We start from the raw sequence: 19218 nt of genomic DNA, 5'->3' as shown, positions 1-19218 counted from the left end.
CGTGATGATTTGCTGTTCGTCCTGAACAGCAAATCATCATCACCGGGAAGCGACGGACCACCCCGCGAGTTCCGTTGCCGCGCGCTGCCCGGGTCCGACGTAATCCGCCGACGGCCGGATGATTTTGCCGAGCCGTTTCTGCTCGAGAATGTGCGCGCTCCACCCCGCCGTCCGCGCGCAGGTGAACATCGCCGCGAGCATCTCCGACGGCACCTGCGCGAAATCGAGCACGACCGCCGCCCAGTATTCGACGTTCGTCTCCAGCACCCGGTCGGGTTTGCGCTCGCGCAACTCGGCGAGGGCCGCCCTTTCCAGCTCGAGAGCCACCTCGTACCGCGGCGCACCGAGCTCCCGCGCCGCCTCCCGCAGGATCGTCGCGCGCGGGTCCTCCGCCCGATAGACGGCATGGCCGAAACCCATCAGGCGCTTTCCCGAATCCAAAACACTCTTCACGTACGCGCGCGGCTCAGCGCCCCGCTCGACATCCTCGATCATGCCGAGCGCCCGGGCCGGCGCGCCCCCGTGCAGCGGCCCCGACAGCGCCGCCACCGCCGCGGACAGGCACGCCGGCACGTCCGCGCCCGTGCTGGCGACCACGCGCGCGGTGAACGTAGACGCGTTCATCCCGTGCTCCGCCGCGCAGACCCAGTAGCGATCGATGGCGGCCACGTGACGCGGGTCAGGCTCGCCCTGCCACCGGATCATGAACTGCTCGGTCGTGCCGTTCCCCGCGTCGACGAGCCGCTGCGGCACGGCCGGCAAGCGATCGCCGCGGGCCGCCTGCGCGACATACGACAGCATCGTCACCGACACCCGCGCGAGATCGTCGCGCGCCTGCCGGTCGTCGATGTCGATCAGCGGCCGCAGCCCCCAGTGCGGCGCCAGCAACGACACCGCCGCCTGCACATCGACGCGGATGTCGCCGGAGCGCACCGGAACCGGATGCGGCTCGGCGGCCGGCAGCCCCTGGGCGAAGTCGCCGTCCGCGAGCAGCCCCCACACGCCGGCGAAGCCGACCTGGCCCGCCAGCTCACGAATGTCCACGCCGCGGTAGCGCAGCGACCCGCCGTCCCGATCGGGTTCGGCGATCTCGGTGTCGAACGCGACGACACCGGCCAGTCCTGGGTTGACAGTCAACATGAAATCAACATGTATGTTGTCAACGTTGACGTCAACATTGATCCAGTCAATATGAGAGCATCTCCACATGCCCCTCCAGCCCCACCTACTGACCACCGAAGAGGTCGCCATGCGTCTCGGCGTCAAGCCCACCACCGTCTACGCCTACGTCAGCCGCGGCATGCTGCCGAGCATCCGCAACGCCGGCGGCAAGGGCAGCCTCTTCGCCAAGTCGGACATCGACGCCTTCGTGGCCCGGCGGACACGCCCGACCACGCCGGCGATCTCGACCGGCATCACCCTGATCAAGGACGGTGCTCTGTATTACCGGGGTCAGGACGCGACCCTGCTGGCGCGCACCGCCAGCTTCGAATCGGTGGCGACCCTACTCTGGACCGGTGAGCGGGAGCACGTTGATCTCGTGCCGAGCAAAGAGCTCAAGACGCTTGCCGCCGCGACCATCGTTCCGCTGCCCCGCAGCGGCCGCATCACCGACCGCCTGCGCGTGATCGTCGCCGCCGCCGCGGCGGCCGACCCGCTGCGCTTCGACACCTCGCCCGCGGCCGTGCTCACCACCGCCCGCACGATGCTGGCCACCATGGTCGCCGCCCTGCCCTACTCCCAGGGCGTCACCACCGCCGAGGTTCTCCGGCGCGAGCAGGGCACCATCCCCCTGGCCGAGCTGCTCTGGCCGCGCCTGACGCTGCGCGATCCCACACCCGCCAGGCAGGAGACACTGAACGCCGCAATGATCCTGCTGGCCGACCACGACATCGCCGCCTCGACCCTCGCCGCACGCGTCGCCGCCTCGACCCGCGCCCACCCCTACGCGGTGGTCAGCGCCGGCCTGGCCGCGCTCGACGGCCCCTACCACGGCGCCGCCAGCGGCCTCGCCTACGCCCTGCTCAAGGACGCCATGGACGCCGATCCGGTCACCACGATCGCCGCCCGCCTGCGCGACGAGGGACTGATCCCGGGCTTCGGTCACCCGCTCTACCCCGACGGTGACCCGAGGGCGACCACCCTGATGGCGATGCTCGACGACGGCCCGGTCCGCGACACGGCCGTCCAGGTGGCCGAGGCCATGCTGGACCGCTCCGGCACCCACCCCAACATCGATTTCGCGCTGGCCGCCCTGACCCTGCAGAACGACATGCCCGCCGACGCCGGGGAGGCCATCTTCGCCGTCGCCCGCACCGCCGGCTGGCTGGCTCACGCCCTCGAGGAGTACGCCGACCGCCCGAGCCGCTTCCGGCCGGTGGGCCAGTATTCGGGGCGGAACCCGGGCGCCTGACTTACAGCGGCCGATGCCCCGTGCCCACGACGCGGAAGGGCACAGTCTGCTCGAGGAGGCGCGGGGCCTCGGTCTCCGAGCCGCACAGCAGCACCACCGGCTGCCGCGGCAACCCCGAGGCCTGGTCCGGCACCCAGCCGATCACCAGCCACGTCTGGTTGCCCGGCTCCGTGATGTAGAGCGGGTAGTTCTGCGGAATCACCGGCGGCACCTCCAGCGCCGACGCTACGCGCCGCCCATGCCGCGCACGCCCGTTTTGCCGTTCCGGCAACGAACCTCGGCGAATCGCCGCCGCTGCCGGATCCTGGGGGCATGAGCGACGAGAAAGCCTGGGACACCCGATACCAGGAGAGCACCCGCATCTGGAGCGGCAACCCGAACGTGGTCCTGGTCGCCGAGGTCGCCGATCTCCCGCCCGGCCGCGCCCTGGACCTGGGTTGCGGCGAGGGGGCCGACGCCGTCTGGCTGGCCAAGCGGGGCTGGCAGGTGACCGCCGCCGACATCTCCACGGTGGCGCTGACCCGGGCCGCCCAGCACGCCGCCGAGGCCGGCGTGACGATCGACTGGCAGCACCACAACCTCGAGAAGACCTTCCCCGAGGGCGAGTTCGACCTGGTCTCGGCGCAGTTCCTGCACAGCTGGGACGAGTTCGACCGCGAGCAGATCCTCCGGCGAGCGGCCGCCGCCGTCGCCCCGGGCGGGATCCTGCTGATCGAGGGCCACATGGATCACGGGCCGTTCCCGCACGAAGGGGGCCACGAGGTCCGGTTCCCCAAGCCGGACGAGGTGATCCGGTCGTTGGAGCTGGACGGGTGGGAGACCCTCAAAGCCGACGTTCACCCGCGAGAGCAGACCGGCCCCGACGGGAACCCGGCCATCCGCACGGACAGCACGGTGAAGCTGAGACGTGCCTAGCCGGCTCGGCGCCGGGCCCGGCGCGCCGCCAGCTCATCGCCTTCCACCGGCGAGGTGGCCTCCCCCACCGGCTGCGGCACGGCGGGCTCGGCCGGCAGGTGCGACAACGATCCCTGGATCTCCTTGAACGCGCCGCCGATGGCGATCCCGAAGACGCCCTGACCGCCCTGCAGGAGATCGACGACCTCCTCCGGGGACCGGCACTCGTACACGGTCGTCCCGTCCGAGATCAGGGTGATCTCCGCCAGGTCGTCGACGCCGCGCGAGCGCAGCGTCTCGATGGCCCGCCGGATGTTCTGCAGCGACACTCCCGCGTCCAGCAGCCGCTTGACCACCTTCAACACGACCAGGTCGCGGAACGAGTACAGCCGCTGGGTCCCGGAGCCGGAGGCGTCGCGGATGCTCGGCACCACCAGCGACGTACGAGCCCAGTAGTCGAGCTGGCGGTAGCTGATGCCGACCGCCTGGCAGGCCGTCACCCCGCGGTAACCGACCGAACCGTCCTCGCCGACGAGTGGGCCCTCTAACGGCTGCTCGTGCACGCGACTACCTCCCCGCTGCGCGGTGCCGCTTCACCTGGACTTCACGAGCGTATATCTCAGCGAGCCAGGAAACAGCGAGGTAACCGGGCGACACGCCGCGTATGGAGGAAGACGATCTATCCCGCGAAATCTTCGGGACGGACCTGGTCGAGGAACTCGCGGAACTTCTCGACCTCGTCCTCCTGCTCGTCCGGGATGACGATGCCGGCCTCGGTCAGCACCTGGTCGGCGCAGCGGATCGGGGCGCCGACCCGCAGGGCCAGGGCGATCGAGTCGCTGGGCCGCGCCGAGACGCGGATGTCCTCGCCGATCAGCAGGTCGGCGTAGAAGACGTTGTCCTTGAGCTCCGTGATCTCCACGGCGCGCAGCGGCGCCTTCAGGGCCGCCAGGATGTCCCGCAGCAGATCGTGGGTCAGCGGCCGCGCCGGTTTGACACCCTGCTGCTCGTACGCGATGGCCGTCGCCTCCACGGCGCCGATCCAGATCGGAAGATACCGATCACCGTCGACCTCCCGCAGCAGGACGATCGGCTGGTTGCTCGGCAGCTCCACCCGAACCCCGACCACGCTCAGCTCGCGCACCGCCCGCCTCCGTGTCGTTGTCCATGCCGCTTCGCACGGCCCCCCTTAACCTGCACGGTACACGCCTCTCGTCCGGATCCCACGGGTGCCGAACCGCTCAGCGACCGAGCTCCCCGCGCAATCCGGCACGCACCAGCGCGGCGTGCAGCTTCTGCGAAAGCGCCTGCAGTTCCCTCGCCGTCTCGTTGGCCCGGGCGCGCGCGGCCGGGTCGCTCTGCCGCACCAGCGGCGCCAAAAGCTGCGTGAACAGGCCGACTTCCCGGTCCGCAGCGGCACGAAACGCCCGAAGATGACGAACTTCCAACCCGTACCGGGTGAGACCCACCACGGCCTCGACGATGAGCACGGCGTCGCCGTCGTACCAGCCCGGCGGCTTCGCGGTGACAAGCCCGATCTTCTCCAGCTCGTCGAGCAGCTCACCGGTGATACCGGTGCGTTCGATCACATCCTCGCGCGGGGTGCGCGCGTCGGCGGGATCGGCGACTTTGTCGGAGTTGTCCCCCACGGCCACGAGCGTGGGCCGGGACGAGACGGGCGGCGCGGTGTCGAGCTGGTCGAGTTGCTCGCGGATCACCCGCAAGGGGAGGTACTGATCGCGCTGGGCGGTCAGCACGAACCGCAGGCGCGCCACGTCGTTCCACGAGTACTTGCGGTACCCGGAGGCGGTGCGCTGGGGATCGACCAGCCCTTCCGCCTCCAGGAACCGAAGCTTGGAGATCGTGGTGTCGGGGAACTCGGTGCGCAGATGGGCGAGCACTTCCCCGATGCTCATCAGCGCAGCCTCACGGCCGGCCGCGGGGCGATGCCCCGGGTCGCGTGCGGCAGCCCCCGTCGGATTCACGATCAGGCCTCGCCCTCCGGCCGGGGGCCGGCGATGAACACGAGGCGGAACTTGCCGATCTGCACCTCGTCCCCGTTGCTGAGGGTCGCCGCCTCGACGCGCTCACGGTTCACGTACGTGCCGTTGAGCGAGCCGACGTCGCGCACGGTGAACGTGCCCCCGTCGCGGTGGAACTCGGCGTGCCGGCGGGACACCGTCACGTCGTCGAGGAAGATGTCGCTGTCGGGGTGCCGCCCGCTGGTGGTGACGTCGTGGTCGAGCAGGAACCGGGCCCCCGCGTTCGGGCCGCGTCGCACGACCAGCAGCGCCATACCCGGCGGGAGCGAGCCGGACATGCGGCTCGGCACCACGTCGGTGTCGGGACCCTCCAGCACCTCATCGAGCGCACCGAGGTTCAGCGTGGACGTGACGTCGAGCGGGGGGAACTCGTCGTCTGGGCGCGTCATCGGACCACCTCACGGATCAGTTGGTCGTCGCCAGGCGGCCCGGACGCACGACTATCGGTTTTCAGTTTCGCCAATTGCATTTCGAAGTTGCCCCGCGAGCCTAGTCAGGGCCAATATCGCGGGGCAACCGGACGCGCGGGGAAAAAGGTCAGCTCTCGGTCAATGCCTGATATCCGGCAGCATCGAGAAGGCCCGCAACCGCAGATGGGTCGTCCGGCGCGATCTCGACGAGCCAGCCGGCCGCATAGGGCTCGGCGTTGATGAGCTCGGGCTCGTCCACGAGCGACGCATTCTTCGACACCACCGTGCCGGAGATCGGCGCGTAGATCTCCGAAACGCTCTTGGTCGACTCGATCTCACCGAGCGAGTCGCCCGCGGCGACCTTGGCGCCCTCGTCGGGCAGCTGCACGAAGACGATGTCGCCGAGCGCGTCCTGCGCGAAGTGGGTGATACCCACGCGCACGGGCCCGCTGCCGTCACCGGACACCCACTCGTGTTCCGCCGTGTACCGCAGGTCCTCAGGAATCACTCGTTCTCTCCCGTTGTCACGTAACCGCTTCGGTCAGGAAGCCGGCCGGGCGTACTGCAATGTCGTCGCCTTGCGCACCGCGGTCACCTCGACCGTGCCGCGCTGTTCCATCGTCACGCTACCGCCGCCGCTGTTCACCGACGCGACCACCCCGCCGGGGATCTGCAGAGCGGTTTGCATCGTCTGCGGCTGACCGATCACCGAGAGCAGGTAGGGACCGGTGAGACGGGCGCCGTCGGCGATGATTCCGCCACCCTCGGCGTCCACGAAATAGCTGGACGCCACGACCCGCACGGTCTGCCCGTTCGCCCCGGCGATCTGCATCACCTCGCCGCCGGCGCCGCGCAATTCCTGCACGGCGTTCAGGATCGCGGACGCCTTCACCTTCTCCAGCGTGATCACCAGGCCCGGCCCGACGCCCGGTTTGGTCCCGGCCAGCAGCCCGAGCTCGTCGGCGCGCTTCTCGGCCTCGGCGAGCGCCGCCTGCCGGCCCGCCACACCCGAGGTGAGCTGCCGCTGGCTGGTCTCGAGGGCGCTGATCTCGCTCTGCAGCCGGCTGTCGCGGGCCTCCAGGTCGGAGAGGATCCGCACCAGGTCCTCCTGCCGCGCGGTCGCGAGCCCCTGGTCACCGTCGTTGCTGCGCAGCTGCACCACCAGCGTGAAGCCGAACAGCGCGAGCAGAACGGCGATCAGGGCGCCTGCCGACGAGAGCCGCTGCCAAGGTGGCGGCTTCGTGGGTGGTTCAGCTTCCTTTTCCCGTACGTCTGCAGCACCGGTTTTCTCGGTCACCCGATCGAGCGCGTCCCCGCCGGCGTCGAGCTCCCTCGTCGGCCCGTCGAGATCGTCCGCAACGGGCGCGGGGCGGTCGAGCCTGGTCGTCTCCTCGTCTTCCAGCCGGGGAGCTTCGCTGGGCGTCAGGGCGGCTCCCGGTGCAGGGCGCACATACTCCATAGAGTCCGGTGTGATCGTCTTCTCAGGATCCGGCGACCGGCCCGCGGTGGGCAGGTCCGGGCCGGTGGCCTCGTGCTCGGTCATCCGCGTCACGCCCGGAAGAGGTGCCGTCGGATGGCCGCCACGTTGCCGAAGATCCGCACCCCCAGGACGACCACCACGCCGGTGGACAGCTGACCGCCCACGCCGAGCTGGTCGCCGAGGTAGACGATCAGCGCGGCCACCAGGACGTTGGAGATGAACGAGACGACGAACTGCTTGTCGTCGAAGATCCCGTCGAGCTTCGCGCGCACCCCGCCGAACACCGCGTCGAGCGCCGCGACCACGGCGATCGGCAGGTACGGCTGGAGCGCGGCCGGCACGGTCGGGTGGAACACGATGCCCAGGGCGACACCGGCGACGAGGGCAAGTACGGCGATCATCGGCCGCCTTCCGAGGGAGAGCTGCTTACCGAGCCACTGATCGAGGGAGACGAGGTCGAGGGGGACGGGGAGGGCGACGGGGATGCCACCCGGAGTTTCAGCTCCGTCGCGGCCGGCAGCGTCACATCGCGCACGCCGGTGGCCTCGAACGACATGCCGTACTGCCGCACCAGCTCCTTGAAGAACTGGCCGGCGTAGCCGTCGCGGAAGTCGTCGGCCAGGTCGTCCGGCCCGATCGCGATCACCTCGTACGGCGTGGTCACCGGCTGGAAGTCGACCAGGATCGCCTCGCCGGCCTGCCGGATCGTCGACGTCGCGGTCAGCCGCTGCCCGTTGATGGTGATCGCCTCGGCGCCGAGCGACCAGAGCGCGTTGGTGGCCAGCTGCAGGTCGGTGTCCTTGACCCGGGCCGTGGTGTTGCGCTCGCCGGTCACCGCGTTGATCGGGGTCGGCCCGTCGGCGAGCCGGATCTTGGCGCCCGAGCCCTTCACCGGCGCCAGCCCCGTCGCCGCCTCCAGGTCGCGCAGCCGGGCCGCGGTCGCCCCGCCCAGCTCCCGTTCCCGCAGGCCGGCCACCTCGTCGCCGAGCTGGTCGGCCTTGGCCTGCAGCTCCACGGTCTCGTCGCGGCGGTTCTGCACCTGTTCGACGAGCTCGGCGCGGGCCTTGGTGCGGGCCGGCTCGTCCGCGACCGTCTGCCGGTACGCGACGACGAACAGGAAACCCAGCGCGACCAGGGTGATCATGGCGGCGCTGCTGAAGACCCACTTGCGCGGGCCGGTCGGGTCGCCCTCGACGGCCTTGCGCGCGGCGGCGTCGGCGTATCCGGGGTCGAGCGGATTGCGGAACAGCTCGGTGAGGAAGTCCGGGGCGAAAACCCGTTTGGGCTGCTCTTCCGTCATCCCGCTGCCTTCAGGGCGGCGGCTCTGTCCGCGCGCAGCAGCTGCGCCGTCTGCGCCAGATAGAGGGCCGCGGCCGCCCAGTACAGGCCGAGCGCCCACCAGGCCAGACCCCAGCCGATCGGGGTGAGCCACGACGAGGCGGAGTCGACCGCCTGCGCCAGCAGGATCACCGGGAACGCCGCGAGCAGCACGAACGTGCCGGTCTTGCCGACGTAGTGCACCGGCGGCGGCCCGTACCCGTGGCGGCGCAGCACCAGCAGCGCGACGCCCAGCACCGCCTCGCGCAGCAGCAGCGCCCCGGTCAGCCACCACGGCACCACGCCGCGGATGGTGAAGCCGATCAGCGTGGCCAGGATGTACAGGCGGTCGGCGAACGGGTCGAGCAGCTCACCGAGCCGGCTCACCGAGTTCATCCGGCGGGCCACGAAGCCGTCCACCCAGTCGGTCGTGCCGCCGATGGCCAGCACGATCACGGCGGCGACGTCGTTCTCCGGCCCGAGCAGCAGGTAAAGGAAGAGCGGGACGCCGAGCAGCCGGATGAAGCTGATCACATTGGGGATCGTCCAGATCCGGTTGGAGGCGGCGATGGACGGCGCAGGCTGCTGCGACATCGCGACTTCCTCTCCCCCTCCGGCGCCGGCCGACTTATCCGGACCTGGCCCGGGCAAACAGCCCGGGCGTCATCGACACCCGGACAGCGGTCCCCCGACCGGCCGTGACCGGTCACTCGCCGAGCAACTATAACCAGCCTCGAGGTTCGATCCCGTCACCCGTCGCACGACGCACATCGTGTCCGCCATCCTAGGACAGATCTGGCCGGCCTCGCGGTCGAGGCCGGCCAGTTCCGTGGATCGCGTCTTTCCGGCTGGGGCTAGCTCCCGTGGATCGCGTCTTTCCGGCTGGACCTTGCTACCGCGGATCGATCAGCGACGGCCGCGGCGGGCCCGCACGTAGTCGTCGACGACGTATCGGCCCAGCTCGTCGGCGTCCGGGCTGAAGACCCGGCCGCCGTTGCGCTCGGCGACCTTGGCCACGAAGCGCTGCAGGCCCGGGTCCTCGCCGAGCATGAAGAAATTCAGCGTGGCGCCGAACTTCGTCAGGTGGTCGACCTCCTGCACCGTCGCCCGCACGGTCTCCGGCAGCGGCGGCCACCAGAAGACCCCCTCGCCGTTCTCCAGGTGCGCGGTCGGCTCGCCGTCCGTAACGATCATCACGACCGGCTCGGCGCCCGGGTGCCGCCGCAGGTGCCGGCCGGCCAGGTTGAGGGCGTGCTGCAGGTTGGTGCCCTTCTCCATGGTGGGGTCGATCGCGGCGAGCTGACCCTGCGACAGCACCGACGCGTGCAGCCCGAACCCGATGATCTGCAGCGAGTCCTGCGGGAACTGGGTGGCGACCAGGTGCGACAGCGCGAGCGCGGTCTGCTTCATCGGCCCCCACCGGCCGTCGGCGAACATCGAGTACGACAGGTCGACGCAGAGCGCCACCGCCGCCGACGCCCGCCGCTCGGTCTCGGCGACCTCGAAGTCCTCCGGCTCGAGCCGCACCGGCAGCCCCGGCCGGCCCTGCCCGCCTTGAACCGCCCCGCCTTGAACCGCCCCGCCCTGGACCATCCCGCCCTGGACCGCCCCGCCCTGGACCGCCCCGCCCTGGACCGCCCCGCCGTCAGACGCCCCGGGCCGCGGCCGCACCACCGTGATGCCCGAGCCGGCGCGGCGGCGCACCGCGTTGCCGATCGTGCGCACCACGTCGAGCGGCTGCTCGTCGCCGAACTCCCAGCGCCGCGACGACCCGATCAGGTCGCCGGCCGCGCCCGCGTCGCGCAGGTCGTGCTGGCCCTGCCGTTTGCTCTTGAGCTCGTCGAAGACCTGCGCCAGGGCGGTGCGGCCGAGCCGGCGCAGCGCCTTGGGCGAGAGCGTCAGGCCCTCCTCGTCGCGCTCCACCCAGCCCTGCCGGGTCAGCTCCCGCTCGAGCTCGCGCAGCCGCCGCACGTCGTCGGCCGCCGACCGGCCCAGCTGCCGCTCGACCAGCTCGACGTCGATGTCGTCGAGAGTGGCGCCCGGATGCTCCTGGCCCAGCTGGTCGAGCAGCTCGTCCAGGTCGCCGATCTCGCCGAGGGCGCCCGCCGCCTCGCCGTACCCGAGGTCGCCGGGCCCGCGCACCCGCTCGCCGCGGCCCCAGTTGAGCTGGGGGCGCAGCGCCCGCAGGTTGTCGGTGAGCTCGGCCAGCTGCCCCCGCAGCGGGCCCTCGCCGAGCGCCTGGTCCATCAGGCGCGACAGCTCTTCCTGCTGCTGCGGGCTGAGCGAGCGCATGAGCCGCTCGGCCGCCGCGGCCCGCCGGGCGAGCGAGTCGATCAGCTCGTCGATGTTCTCCGGGTTTTCCGGGAAGAACTGGCCGTGCTTCTCCATGAACCGCCGGAACGCGTCGTCGGTGTTCTCGCCCCGGGCGTGTCGTGCCAGCAGGTCGTTGAGGTCGGAGACCATCTCGGACACGCCCTGGAAGTCGCCGTTCTCCAGGGCCTGCTTCATCCCGGCGAACCGCTGCTCGACCACCTCGCGCCGCAGCCCGTCGAGGATCTGCTGGTAGAGGCCGCGGGCCTCGTCGGAGGCCCAGTCGTACTCCGCCAGCTCCTCCACGGCCCGCGACGTCGACCGGGGCAGGTTGTCGAGGACGGCCTCGTTGAACCGCGCGTCCATGTCGTCGCGGCGGCCCAGCTCGTCGCGCTCGGCCGCGATGGCCTGGTCGAGCAGCTGCTGCGCCCGCGTCACGGCGCCGTCGAGGTTGCCGCGGCGCAGCGCGTCCCGCCGCATGCGCCGGGCCCGGGCGCGCAGCTCGTCGAGCCCGCGCCCCTGCCTTGGGCCCTGCCGCAGCAGGTCGCGCAGCACGTCGCGCAGGGAGTCGCCGGCGAGGACCCGCTCGCCCACCTCGTCGACCGCGGCCCGCACGTCGTAGGGCGGGGCGAGGGGGTCGGGCCCGTCCCGCCAGGCCCCGTACCGGAACCTATTTCCCGCCACTGTCAGCTCCCGTAAAGCGTGCGTCCGTCGTCGGTCAGCTCCTTGGCCAGCCGGCGGGTCAGGTGCAGCCCCTCGAGCACGAACTCGATGCCCGAGGCGGCCTGCCCCGGCGAGGGCGCGTCGCCCAGCCCGAGCCGGTCGAGCACCTTGGCCAGGCCCGGCACCGTCCCGATCTGGCCCAGCAGCTCCTCGGCCGAGACCAGGTCGCCGGTCTCGACGATCGCACCCTCGGCGACCAGGTCGGTGAAGCCGGACAGGTCGAGCCCGCCCAGCCGGTCGCGGAACGTCTCGGCCGTGGCGACCCGCAGCAGGTGCGCGAGCACCTCGGTCTCCCGGCCCTCCTCGCCGCTCTCGAACTCGACCTTGCCGCGCAGCGTCGAGGTGACCGAGGTGGCGTCGCCGATGCGGGCCACCGCCTCGCGCTCGCCGCGCAGGCCCGCCCGGCGCAGCGCCGACGCCGCCAGGGTCTCGGCGGCCGCGATCGCGAACCGCGCCGAGATGCCCGAGCGCGCGTCCACGGCCGGCGACTCGCGCACCGCCCGCGTGTATCGCGCGATCACGTCGATCAGGTGGTCGGGAACGGACGCGACCAGCGCCGCCTCCTGCCGCACCAGCGCCGTCTCGAGCGCCAGGTCGACCGGGTAGTGCGTGCGGATCTCGGCGCCGAACCGGTCTTTCAGCGGCGTGATGATGCGGCCGCGGTTGGTGTAGTCCTCCGGGTTGGCCGACGCCACCAGCAGCAGGTCGAGCGGCAGCCGCAACTGGTAGCCGCGAACCTGGATGTCGCGCTCCTCCAGCACGTTGAGCAGCGACACCTGGATGCGCTCGGCCAGGTCGGGCAACTCGTTCACCGCGAAGATGCCCCGGTTGGTGCGCGGCACCAGCCCGAAGTGGATGGTCTCCGGGTCGCCCAGCGCCCGCCCCTCGGCCACCTTGATCGGGTCGACGTCGCCGATCAGGTCACCGACACTCGTGTCCGGGGTCGCGAGCTTCTCGCCGTACCTCTCGGATCGGTGCAGCCAGGAGATCGGCAGCAAGTCGCCCGTCTCGGCCGCAAGCCGTCGCGAAGCCGGCGTCAACGGCTGATAGGGGTGCTCGTGCAGCTCGGAGCCGGCGATGAAGGGCGTCCACTCGTCGAGCAGGCCCACCAGACCGCGGATCAGCCGCGTCTTGCCCTGCCCGCGCTCGCCGAGCAGCACCATGTCGTGGCCCGCGAGCAGCGCCCGCTCGACCTCGGGCAGAACGGTGTCGTCATAGCCCACGATCCCCGGGAACCGGGGCGCCCCACTACGCAGCCGATCAAGCAGGTTGTCGCGAAGCTCCTCCTTGACGGTCCGAAACTCATGCCCGGAAGCTCGCAGCTCACCGAGGGTACGCGGAAGATCCGCCGGCGGCGCGGGCGTGATAGCGATCGCTGCGTCTGTCACGGACGGAACGCTACTCCGCGGGTGTGACGAAAACCGTGTGAGCGAGATGGCATCGATTCCGGGAATAGGCCGGGAGACGCAGGCCACAGAATGCGAATTGCCCCTGGCCCCCGGCCCGGCCCGGGCGCAGGCTGGCGGCATGACGGAGATCCTGCGATTCGCGGCGTTCAGTGACGACCCCAAGGGCGGCAACCCCGCCGGTGTCGTGCTCGACGCGGGCGGACTCGACGACGAGCGGATGCTGGCCATCGCGGCCGAGGTGGGCTACTCGGAGACGGCGTTCATCACGTCGCGCGAGGACGGCCGCTACCGGGTGCGGTATTTCGCGCCGCTGGCCGAGGTGCCGTTCTGCGGCCACGCCACCGTCGCCACCGCCGTCGCCCTGGGTTCCGGCGACCACCTCTTCGTGACCAACGCCGGCGAGGTGCCCGTCTCCGTCGACGACACCGGCGTCGCCACCCTGACCAGCGTCCCCACGTCGGTCGGCGAGCTGACCGAGGACGACCTGGCCGCGCTGCTGGCGGCCCTGCGCTGGAACAGCTTCGACCTGGACGAGTCGCTGCCGGCCAAGGTCGCCTACGCCGGGGCGTACCACCCGATCCTGGCCGTCGGGAGCCGCCGCCGGCTCGCCGACCTCGACTACGACGAGCCCGCCCTCAAGGCCCTCATGGAGTCCCGCGGCTGGACCACGATCCAGCTCGTCCACCGCGCCACCGACGACACCTTCGACGTGCGCGACCCGTTCCCGGTCGGCGGCGTCTACGAGGACCCCGCAACCGGTGCGGCCGCAGCGGCCCTCGGCGGCTACCTGCGCGAGCTGTGGATCGTCCCCGACGACGCCAACCTGCACCTGCGCCAGGGCGACGATCTCGGGCGGCCCAGCCGCATCACCGTCCGGCTGGTTCCCGGCGAGGCCGGCGTGCGCGTCAGCGGCAGCGCGGTCCCCATCCCCGGCTGAGGCAGTCCCCATCCCCGGCTGAAAATGGGGGCGGCCCTAGGATGGGGCCGATATGAGCGCCACGATGATCGGCCGGGGACTTGCCGCCGGCCACGGTGACCGCATGCTGTTCTCGGGGCTCGATCTCGTGGTGACGCCCGGCGATGTGATCGGGCTCGTCGGGGTCAACGGCGCCGGGAAGACGACGCTCCTGCGTACGCTGGCCGGTCTCGTACCCATGGAAAGCGGCACCGTCACGCTGAGCCCGCCCACCGCCAATGTCGGATATCTCCCGCAGGAGCGGGAGCGGCGGCCCGGCGAGACGGTGCGCGACTTCCTCGCCCGCCGCACCGGCGTCGGCCCGGCCCAGGTCCGGATGGACGCGGCGGCGGAAGATCTCGCCGGCGGCAAGCCGGGCGCCGACGACGAGTACGCCGTCGCGCTGGAGAAATGGCTCGACCTGGGCGGCGCCGATCTCGACGAGCGAGCGGAGCAGGTCGCCGGCGAGCTCGGGCTCGGCGTGGCGCTGGGCCATCCGATGACCGGGCTCTCCGGCGGGCAGGCGGCCCGGGCGGGCATGGCGTCGCTGCTGCTCAGCCGCTACGACATCGTCCTGCTCGACGAGCCGACCAACGACCTCGACCTGGACGGGCTGCGGCGGATCGAGGAGTTCGTGACCGGGCTGCGCGCCGGGACCGTGCTGGTCAGCCACGACCGCGAGTTCCTCACCCGCACGGTCACCAAGGTGCTCGAGCTCGACCTGGCTCAGCAGCAGGTCAACCTGTACGGCGGCGGCTACGAGGCCTACCTCGAGGAGCGCGAGCGGGGCCGGCGGCACGCGCGCGAGCAGTTCGAGGAGTACGCCGAGAAGAAGGACGACCTGCTCGAGCGGGCCCGGATGCAGCGCGCCTGGATGGAGAAGGGCGTCAAGAACGCCCGCCGGAAAGCCCCCGACAACGACAAGAACGCCAAAGCGGCCCGGGTGGAGTCGACCGAGAAGCAGGCGGCGAAGGCGCGGCAGACCGAGCGTCTGATCGAGCGTCTCGAAGTGGTCGAGGAGCCCCGCAAGGAGTGGGAGCTGCGGATGGAGATCGCCGTCGCCCCGCGCAGCGGGGCCGTCGTGGCCACCCTGCGCGACGCGGTGGTGCGGCGCGGCGACTTCACGCTTGGCCCGGTCACCCTGCAGATCGACTGGGCCGACCGGGTGGCGATCACCGGCGCCAACGGCTCGGGCAAGTCCACGCTGCTCGGCGCCCTGCTGGGGCGGATCCCGCTGGAGTCGGGCAGCGCCCACCTCGGGCCGGGCGTGGTGGTCGGCGAGGTCGATCAGGCGCGCGGGCTGTTCCTGGGTGACGACCCGCTGATGCGGGCGTTCGGCGACGCCGTGCCGACGTGGTCCGACGCGGAGGTGCGGACGTTGCTGGCGAAGTTCGGCCTGCGGGCGGCGCACGTGCTGCGGCCGGCCGCGACCCTGTCGCCGGGCGAGCGGACCCGGGCGGCGCTGGCGCTGCTGCAGGCGCGCGGGGTCAACCTGCTGGTGCTGGACGAGCCGACCAACCATCTCGACCTGGCCGCGATCGAGCAGCTGGAGTCGGCGCTGGCCAGCTACACCGGGACGTTGCTGCTGGTGACCCACGACCGCCGCATGCTGGACGCGGTCCACACCACCCGCTACCTGGAGGTCGCCGACGGCAAGGTCGCCGCCTGACCCGCCTGTGGACACCGCCGGAAAGTTGTCATACCCGCATGCTTTCCTGGCCCCGCCCTACCGGGTGGGGGCGGTCCGTGGCGCGCCGGGGTGGCGGTAATTTCGGGGCGATGAGCCGGTGACACGCTTGAAGGCCGTGCTCAGCGCGCTCTCCGAGCCGTACCCGACCGCGTGCGCGATCGCGGCGACCGTGCCGTCGTCGCGGCGCAGGCGGTCGGCGGCCAGCTCGATCCGCCAGCCGGTCAGGTAGTCGAGCGGGCCCTGCCCGACCGCCTGCTTGAAGCGGGCCGCGAGCGTCGACCGGGACACCGCCGCCACGCGGGCCAGGTCGGCGACCGTCCACTGCCGGGCCGGGTCGGCGTGGAGGGCGCGCAGCGCCGGCGCGACCACCGGGTCGGCGAGGCCGCCGAGCCAGCCGGGGCCGGCCGCGGGCGCGGTCGCCAGGTGCAGCCGCAGCATGTGGATGAGCATGACCAGCGCGAGGTGCTCGGCGACCAGGGTGGACGCGATCGGCCTCTCCCGCAGCTCGGCGTCGACCTGGGCGAGCGCCCAGCGCAGGGTGGCCGCGGCGTCGCTGCCGCCGGGCACGTGCAGCACCGGCGGCAGCGCGTCGAGCAGCAGCTCCCGGGCCCGGGAGCCGAAGTCGAAGCGGCCGCCGAGCAGGAACACGTCGTCACCGGTGCCGGTGCGGGCGATCCCGCCGACCGCCGCGGCGAAGACCGGCCCGGCCGGCGTGGGGCGGACGCCGGGGCCGCTGGCCAGCACGAACCGCCGCGGCCGGGTGAGCAGGAAGCAGTCTCCCTCGGCCAGCGGGATCGGGTCGGCGCCCTCGACGGTGAGCAGGCACGACCCGCGCCGGATGGCGTTGAACTTCACGTACGGCGGCGGGTCGAAGTCGAGGGCCCACCCGCCGCCCGCGACCAGGCCCACCGAGAGGTGGCTGGTGGTGCCGACGAGCGCGAGGACGTCCTCGAGGGGATCGGCTTGCTGGACGCTCACGAAACTATCCTGGACCTTGAGCCATTCTGCGTCCAGGTGATCGCGCGCACGATCGACTCATGACACTGATCACCACGCCGTTCACCGCGCTCAGCACCGCCGACGACGTTCTGAAGGGCGTCGACCTGACCGGCAAGCGCGTCATCGTCACCGGCGGCGGGTCGGGGCTGGGCGCCGCGGCCGCGAGGGCACTCGCGAAGGCGGGCGCCGAGGTGACGATCGCCGTCCGCAAGCCGTCGGCGGGCGCCCTCCCCCTCGACCTGGCCGACCTCGACTCGGTCCGCCGCTTCACCGACGCCTGGGACGGCCCGGTCGACGCCGTGATCGCCAACGCCGGCATCATGGCCCTCCCCCACCGCACGCCGGCCCCGAACGGCTGGGAGCTCCAGCTCGCCACGAACTACCTCGGTCACTTCGCCCTGATCAACGGCCTGCGACCGCATCTGCAGGGCGGCCGCGTCGTCATGGTCAGCTCGGGCGCGCAGCTACGCTCGCCGGTCGATTTCGACGACCCGCATTTCGAGCGCCGCCCCTACGACCCGTGGACCGCCTACGCCCAGTCCAAGACCGCCGACGTCCTGCTGGCGATCGGAATCGGCCGCCGCTGGGCCGCCGACGGGATCACCGCGAACGCGATGAGCCCCGGATACATCCACACCAACCTGCAGCGCCACCTCGACGACGCCACGATGCGCTCGTTCGGCGCCATGGACGACGACGGCAACCTGGTCACGCCCGGCCACTTCAAGACCCCGGAACAGGGCGCCTCGACCGAGGTCCTGCTGGCCGCCTCGCCGCTGCTGGCCGGCGTGACCGGCCGCTACTTCACCGACGACAACCAGGAGGCCCCGACCGTCCCCGGCGGCTCCGACCAGAGCGGCGTGGCCGACTGGGCGGTGGACCCGGCCGCCGCAGATCGTCTGTGGGACCTCGGGCTCACGGGCTTGCGGTGAACGGCGCGCCGATCGCCCCCTCGTTGCCGGACCGGTCGAGCCCGCTCAGGCAGTAGGTCGCCGGTCCGGCCGGCGGCGCCGGGTCGGCCACCTGCTGACCCGTACGCCCGGTGGCCACCAGCTTGGCCTGGGTGCCGTCGACCCGGTACAGCGCCCAACTGGCCGCCGCCGGCCCCGCACCGGCCTGGGCGTCGAAGTGCCGCGTTGCCCCGGCCCGCCACACCTTCGTCAACGCGGGCGCGGCCGGCGGGCTGGCCGGGAGCTGCTTCATGACCGGCACCAGAGCCGGCGTCGCGTAGTGGTTCTTGCTGTACAGCGCGACCGACCCCAGCTTGTCGGCCCGGATCATCTTGGCGCTGTAGTGCACCTCGCCCTGCACGCCGTACTTCTCGTCCAGCGCCAGGTGCCGGTCGATCTCGGCCGGGTTGCTCCACGCGCCCTTCTCGCCGACCCGGTAGTCGCCCTGCCCGATCCACAACTGCACGCCGGTGCCCTTGACCAGCGCCGCCCACCACGGCAGCAGCTTGGCGTAGTCAGCCTTGGCGAAGCCGATGTTCCAGTACAGCTGGGGCACGATGTAGTCGACCCAGCCCTGCTGCACCCACTTGCGCGTGTCGGCATAGATCGCGTCGTACGCCTCGAGGCCGTTGGACGCCGAGCCGGCCGGGTCGGACGACTTGTTGCGCCAGATGCCGAACGGGCTGATCCCGAATTTCACCCACGGCTTGAGCTGCTTGATGCGCTCGTTCATCTCGCGGACCAGGGTGTCCACGTTGTCGCGCCGCCACTGCGCGCGCGACTTGCCCTGGCCGTACTTCGCGTAGCTCGCGTCGTCGGGAAAGTCCTGGCCGCTCTGCGGGTAGGGGTAGAAGAAGTCGTCGAAGTGGACGCCGTCGATGTCGTACTTCTGCACCGCCTCCAGCATCGAGTCCTCGACGAATTTGCGGGCGGCCGGGATGCCCGGGTCGAAGTAGAGGCGAGCGTTCTTACCGGTGGGATAGGAGATCGCCCAGTCGCGGTGGGCGAGCAGCGGATGGTTGGGCGCGAGCTTCGCGAAATCGGCGCCGGGCCCGTCGGGGGCGGGCTGCGTTCCCCGGTACGGGTTGAACCACGCGTGGAACTCCAGATTCCGCGCGTGTGCCTCGCTCACCATGAACGCCAGCGGGTCCCATCCGGGTGACTTTCCGTCACGCTTTCCGGTGAGCCACTCCGACCACGGTGCGTAGTCGGACGGCCAGAAGGCGTCACCGCTCGGACGCACGTGCACGAAGATCGCGTTGTGGTGCTGCGCCACGGCGAGGTCGAGCCACTTGTCGTACTCGGCCTTGATCTGGGCCTCGCCGAGGCCGGGCTTGCTCGGGAAGTCGATGTTGAGCACCGTCGTGAGCCACATGCCGCGCACCTCGCGGGTGGCGGTGACCGGCACGTTTCCGCACTTCCCCGCCGTTCCCGCCGGGACCTCGGAGCCCGGCGACGGCGACCACACTCCCCCGGCCGTGGCGGGTGGCTCGTAGACCGCGGCGCGCAGCAGACCGACGCCGAGGACGGCCATCGCGAACAGCAGCGAGACGAGCGGGAGGACGAGCCGGAGGGAGGGACGGCGGCGGTGCATGCCCAACAGTCTGCCTCGCGGGTCGGACAGTT

At 71.5% G+C, this 19218-nt stretch carries 20 protein-coding genes; 5 read left to right on the top strand and 15 right to left on the bottom strand.

Annotation, left to right across the window (positions count from 1 at the left end; genetic code table 11):
* Positions 1 to 39: 39 nt before the first annotated feature.
* The gene (locus ACQPZX_RS21290; RefSeq protein WP_433385362.1) at positions 40 to 1140 is read right to left on the bottom strand and encodes a citrate synthase 2; all 1101 of its coding nucleotides are present in this window, start codon (positions 1138 to 1140) and stop codon (positions 40 to 42) included.
* A gap of 67 nt (positions 1141 to 1207) precedes the next feature.
* On the opposite strand from ACQPZX_RS21290, the gene ACQPZX_RS21285 reads away from it, so the two are divergent.
* Entirely contained in the window at positions 1208 to 2413 is a 1206-nt protein-coding gene (locus tag ACQPZX_RS21285) for a citrate/2-methylcitrate synthase (protein WP_433383415.1), read from the top strand.
* Between the two features lies 1 nt (position 2414).
* Here ACQPZX_RS21285 and ACQPZX_RS21280 read toward each other — a convergent pair whose 3' ends face one another.
* The gene (locus ACQPZX_RS21280; protein WP_433383413.1) at positions 2415 to 2615 is read right to left on the bottom strand and encodes a hypothetical protein; all 201 of its coding nucleotides are present in this window, start codon (positions 2613 to 2615) and stop codon (positions 2415 to 2417) included.
* 110 nt (positions 2616 to 2725) lie between these two features.
* Between ACQPZX_RS21280 and ACQPZX_RS21275 the strand changes: the two genes are divergently transcribed.
* Complete coding sequence (locus ACQPZX_RS21275; RefSeq protein ID WP_433383411.1) at positions 2726 to 3328, top strand: class I SAM-dependent methyltransferase; 603 nt, start codon at positions 2726 to 2728, stop codon at positions 3326 to 3328.
* On the opposite strand, the gene ACQPZX_RS21270 is transcribed toward ACQPZX_RS21275, so the two are convergent.
* The 11 genes from ACQPZX_RS21270 to ACQPZX_RS21220 form a co-directional block, all read right to left on the bottom strand.
* On the bottom strand, positions 3325 to 3870 hold the full coding sequence (locus ACQPZX_RS21270; RefSeq protein WP_433383409.1) for a MerR family transcriptional regulator: 546 nt from the start codon (positions 3868 to 3870) through the stop codon (positions 3325 to 3327). The two genes, ACQPZX_RS21275 and ACQPZX_RS21270, sit on opposite strands and share 4 nt — an antisense overlap.
* Positions 3871 to 3986: 116 nt before the next feature.
* On the bottom strand, positions 3987 to 4451 hold the full coding sequence (locus ACQPZX_RS21265; protein ID WP_433383407.1) for a bifunctional nuclease family protein: 465 nt from the start codon (positions 4449 to 4451) through the stop codon (positions 3987 to 3989).
* 97 nt (positions 4452 to 4548) lie between these two features.
* Positions 4549 to 5223 (bottom strand): transcriptional regulator FtsR, encoded by a 675-nt coding sequence (gene ftsR / locus ACQPZX_RS21260; protein ID WP_433383405.1) that lies wholly within the window; start codon positions 5221 to 5223, stop codon positions 4549 to 4551.
* Positions 5224 to 5294: 71 nt separating this feature from the next.
* Positions 5295 to 5738 carry an oxoglutarate dehydrogenase inhibitor Odhl gene (gene odhI, locus ACQPZX_RS21255; protein ID WP_020514443.1) on the bottom strand — a complete coding sequence of 148 codons (444 nt, stop codon included), beginning with the start codon at positions 5736 to 5738 and terminating at the stop codon, positions 5295 to 5297.
* 148 nt (positions 5739 to 5886) lie between these two features.
* Positions 5887 to 6267, bottom strand: a complete 381-nt coding sequence (gcvH, locus tag ACQPZX_RS21250) for a glycine cleavage system protein GcvH (RefSeq protein WP_433383403.1) — start codon at positions 6265 to 6267, stop codon at positions 5887 to 5889.
* Positions 6268 to 6300: 33 nt separating this feature from the next.
* Positions 6301 to 7218 (bottom strand): DUF881 domain-containing protein, encoded by a 918-nt coding sequence (locus ACQPZX_RS21245; RefSeq protein ID WP_433385359.1) that lies wholly within the window; start codon positions 7216 to 7218, stop codon positions 6301 to 6303.
* A gap of 89 nt (positions 7219 to 7307) precedes the next feature.
* Positions 7308 to 7640, bottom strand: a complete 333-nt coding sequence (locus tag ACQPZX_RS21240) for a small basic family protein (protein ID WP_020514446.1) — start codon at positions 7638 to 7640, stop codon at positions 7308 to 7310.
* On the bottom strand, positions 7637 to 8539 hold the full coding sequence (locus ACQPZX_RS21235; protein WP_433383401.1) for a DUF881 domain-containing protein: 903 nt from the start codon (positions 8537 to 8539) through the stop codon (positions 7637 to 7639). The genes ACQPZX_RS21240 and ACQPZX_RS21235 overlap by 4 nt, the downstream gene beginning before the upstream one ends.
* A complete protein-coding gene (locus ACQPZX_RS21230; protein ID WP_433383399.1) occupies positions 8536 to 9150 on the bottom strand; it encodes a CDP-alcohol phosphatidyltransferase family protein in 615 nt (204 codons plus the stop codon). The genes ACQPZX_RS21235 and ACQPZX_RS21230 overlap by 4 nt, the downstream gene beginning before the upstream one ends.
* Before the next feature lie 312 nt (positions 9151 to 9462).
* Positions 9463 to 11550 carry a vWA domain-containing protein gene (locus tag ACQPZX_RS21225; protein WP_433383397.1) on the bottom strand — a complete coding sequence of 696 codons (2088 nt, stop codon included), beginning with the start codon at positions 11548 to 11550 and terminating at the stop codon, positions 9463 to 9465.
* A 2-nt stretch (positions 11551 to 11552) separates the two neighbouring features.
* On the bottom strand, positions 11553 to 12977 hold the full coding sequence (locus ACQPZX_RS21220; RefSeq protein WP_433383395.1) for a sigma 54-interacting transcriptional regulator: 1425 nt from the start codon (positions 12975 to 12977) through the stop codon (positions 11553 to 11555).
* A 139-nt stretch (positions 12978 to 13116) separates the two neighbouring features.
* On the opposite strand from ACQPZX_RS21220, the gene ACQPZX_RS21215 reads away from it, so the two are divergent.
* Both ACQPZX_RS21215 and ACQPZX_RS21210 read left to right on the top strand, forming a co-directional pair.
* Positions 13117 to 13935, top strand: a complete 819-nt coding sequence (locus ACQPZX_RS21215; protein ID WP_433383393.1) for a PhzF family phenazine biosynthesis protein — start codon at positions 13117 to 13119, stop codon at positions 13933 to 13935.
* A 52-nt stretch (positions 13936 to 13987) separates the two neighbouring features.
* Entirely contained in the window at positions 13988 to 15622 is a 1635-nt protein-coding gene (locus ACQPZX_RS21210) for an ABC-F family ATP-binding cassette domain-containing protein (RefSeq protein WP_433383391.1), read from the top strand.
* 57 nt (positions 15623 to 15679) lie between these two features.
* On the opposite strand, the gene ACQPZX_RS21205 is transcribed toward ACQPZX_RS21210, so the two are convergent.
* Positions 15680 to 16621: an AraC family transcriptional regulator gene (locus ACQPZX_RS21205; RefSeq protein ID WP_433383389.1), complete on the bottom strand. Its 942-nt coding sequence runs from the start codon at positions 16619 to 16621 to the stop codon at positions 15680 to 15682.
* Between the two features lie 59 nt (positions 16622 to 16680).
* Here ACQPZX_RS21205 and ACQPZX_RS21200 point away from each other — a divergent pair, with 59 nt between their 5' ends.
* Complete coding sequence (locus ACQPZX_RS21200) at positions 16681 to 17574, top strand: SDR family NAD(P)-dependent oxidoreductase (RefSeq protein WP_433383387.1); 894 nt, start codon at positions 16681 to 16683, stop codon at positions 17572 to 17574.
* Here ACQPZX_RS21200 and ACQPZX_RS21195 read toward each other — a convergent pair.
* On the bottom strand, positions 17558 to 19186 hold the full coding sequence (locus ACQPZX_RS21195) for a glycoside hydrolase family 10 protein (protein WP_433383385.1): 1629 nt from the start codon (positions 19184 to 19186) through the stop codon (positions 17558 to 17560). The two genes, ACQPZX_RS21200 and ACQPZX_RS21195, sit on opposite strands and share 17 nt — an antisense overlap.
* Positions 19187 to 19218: the final 32 nt, after the last annotated feature.

The sequence above is a fragment of the Actinoplanes sp. CA-142083 genome, from assembly GCF_050942195.1.
GTDB lineage: Bacteria > Actinomycetota > Actinomycetes > Mycobacteriales > Micromonosporaceae > Actinoplanes.
This window is presented reverse-complemented; position numbering and strand designations above follow the sequence as displayed.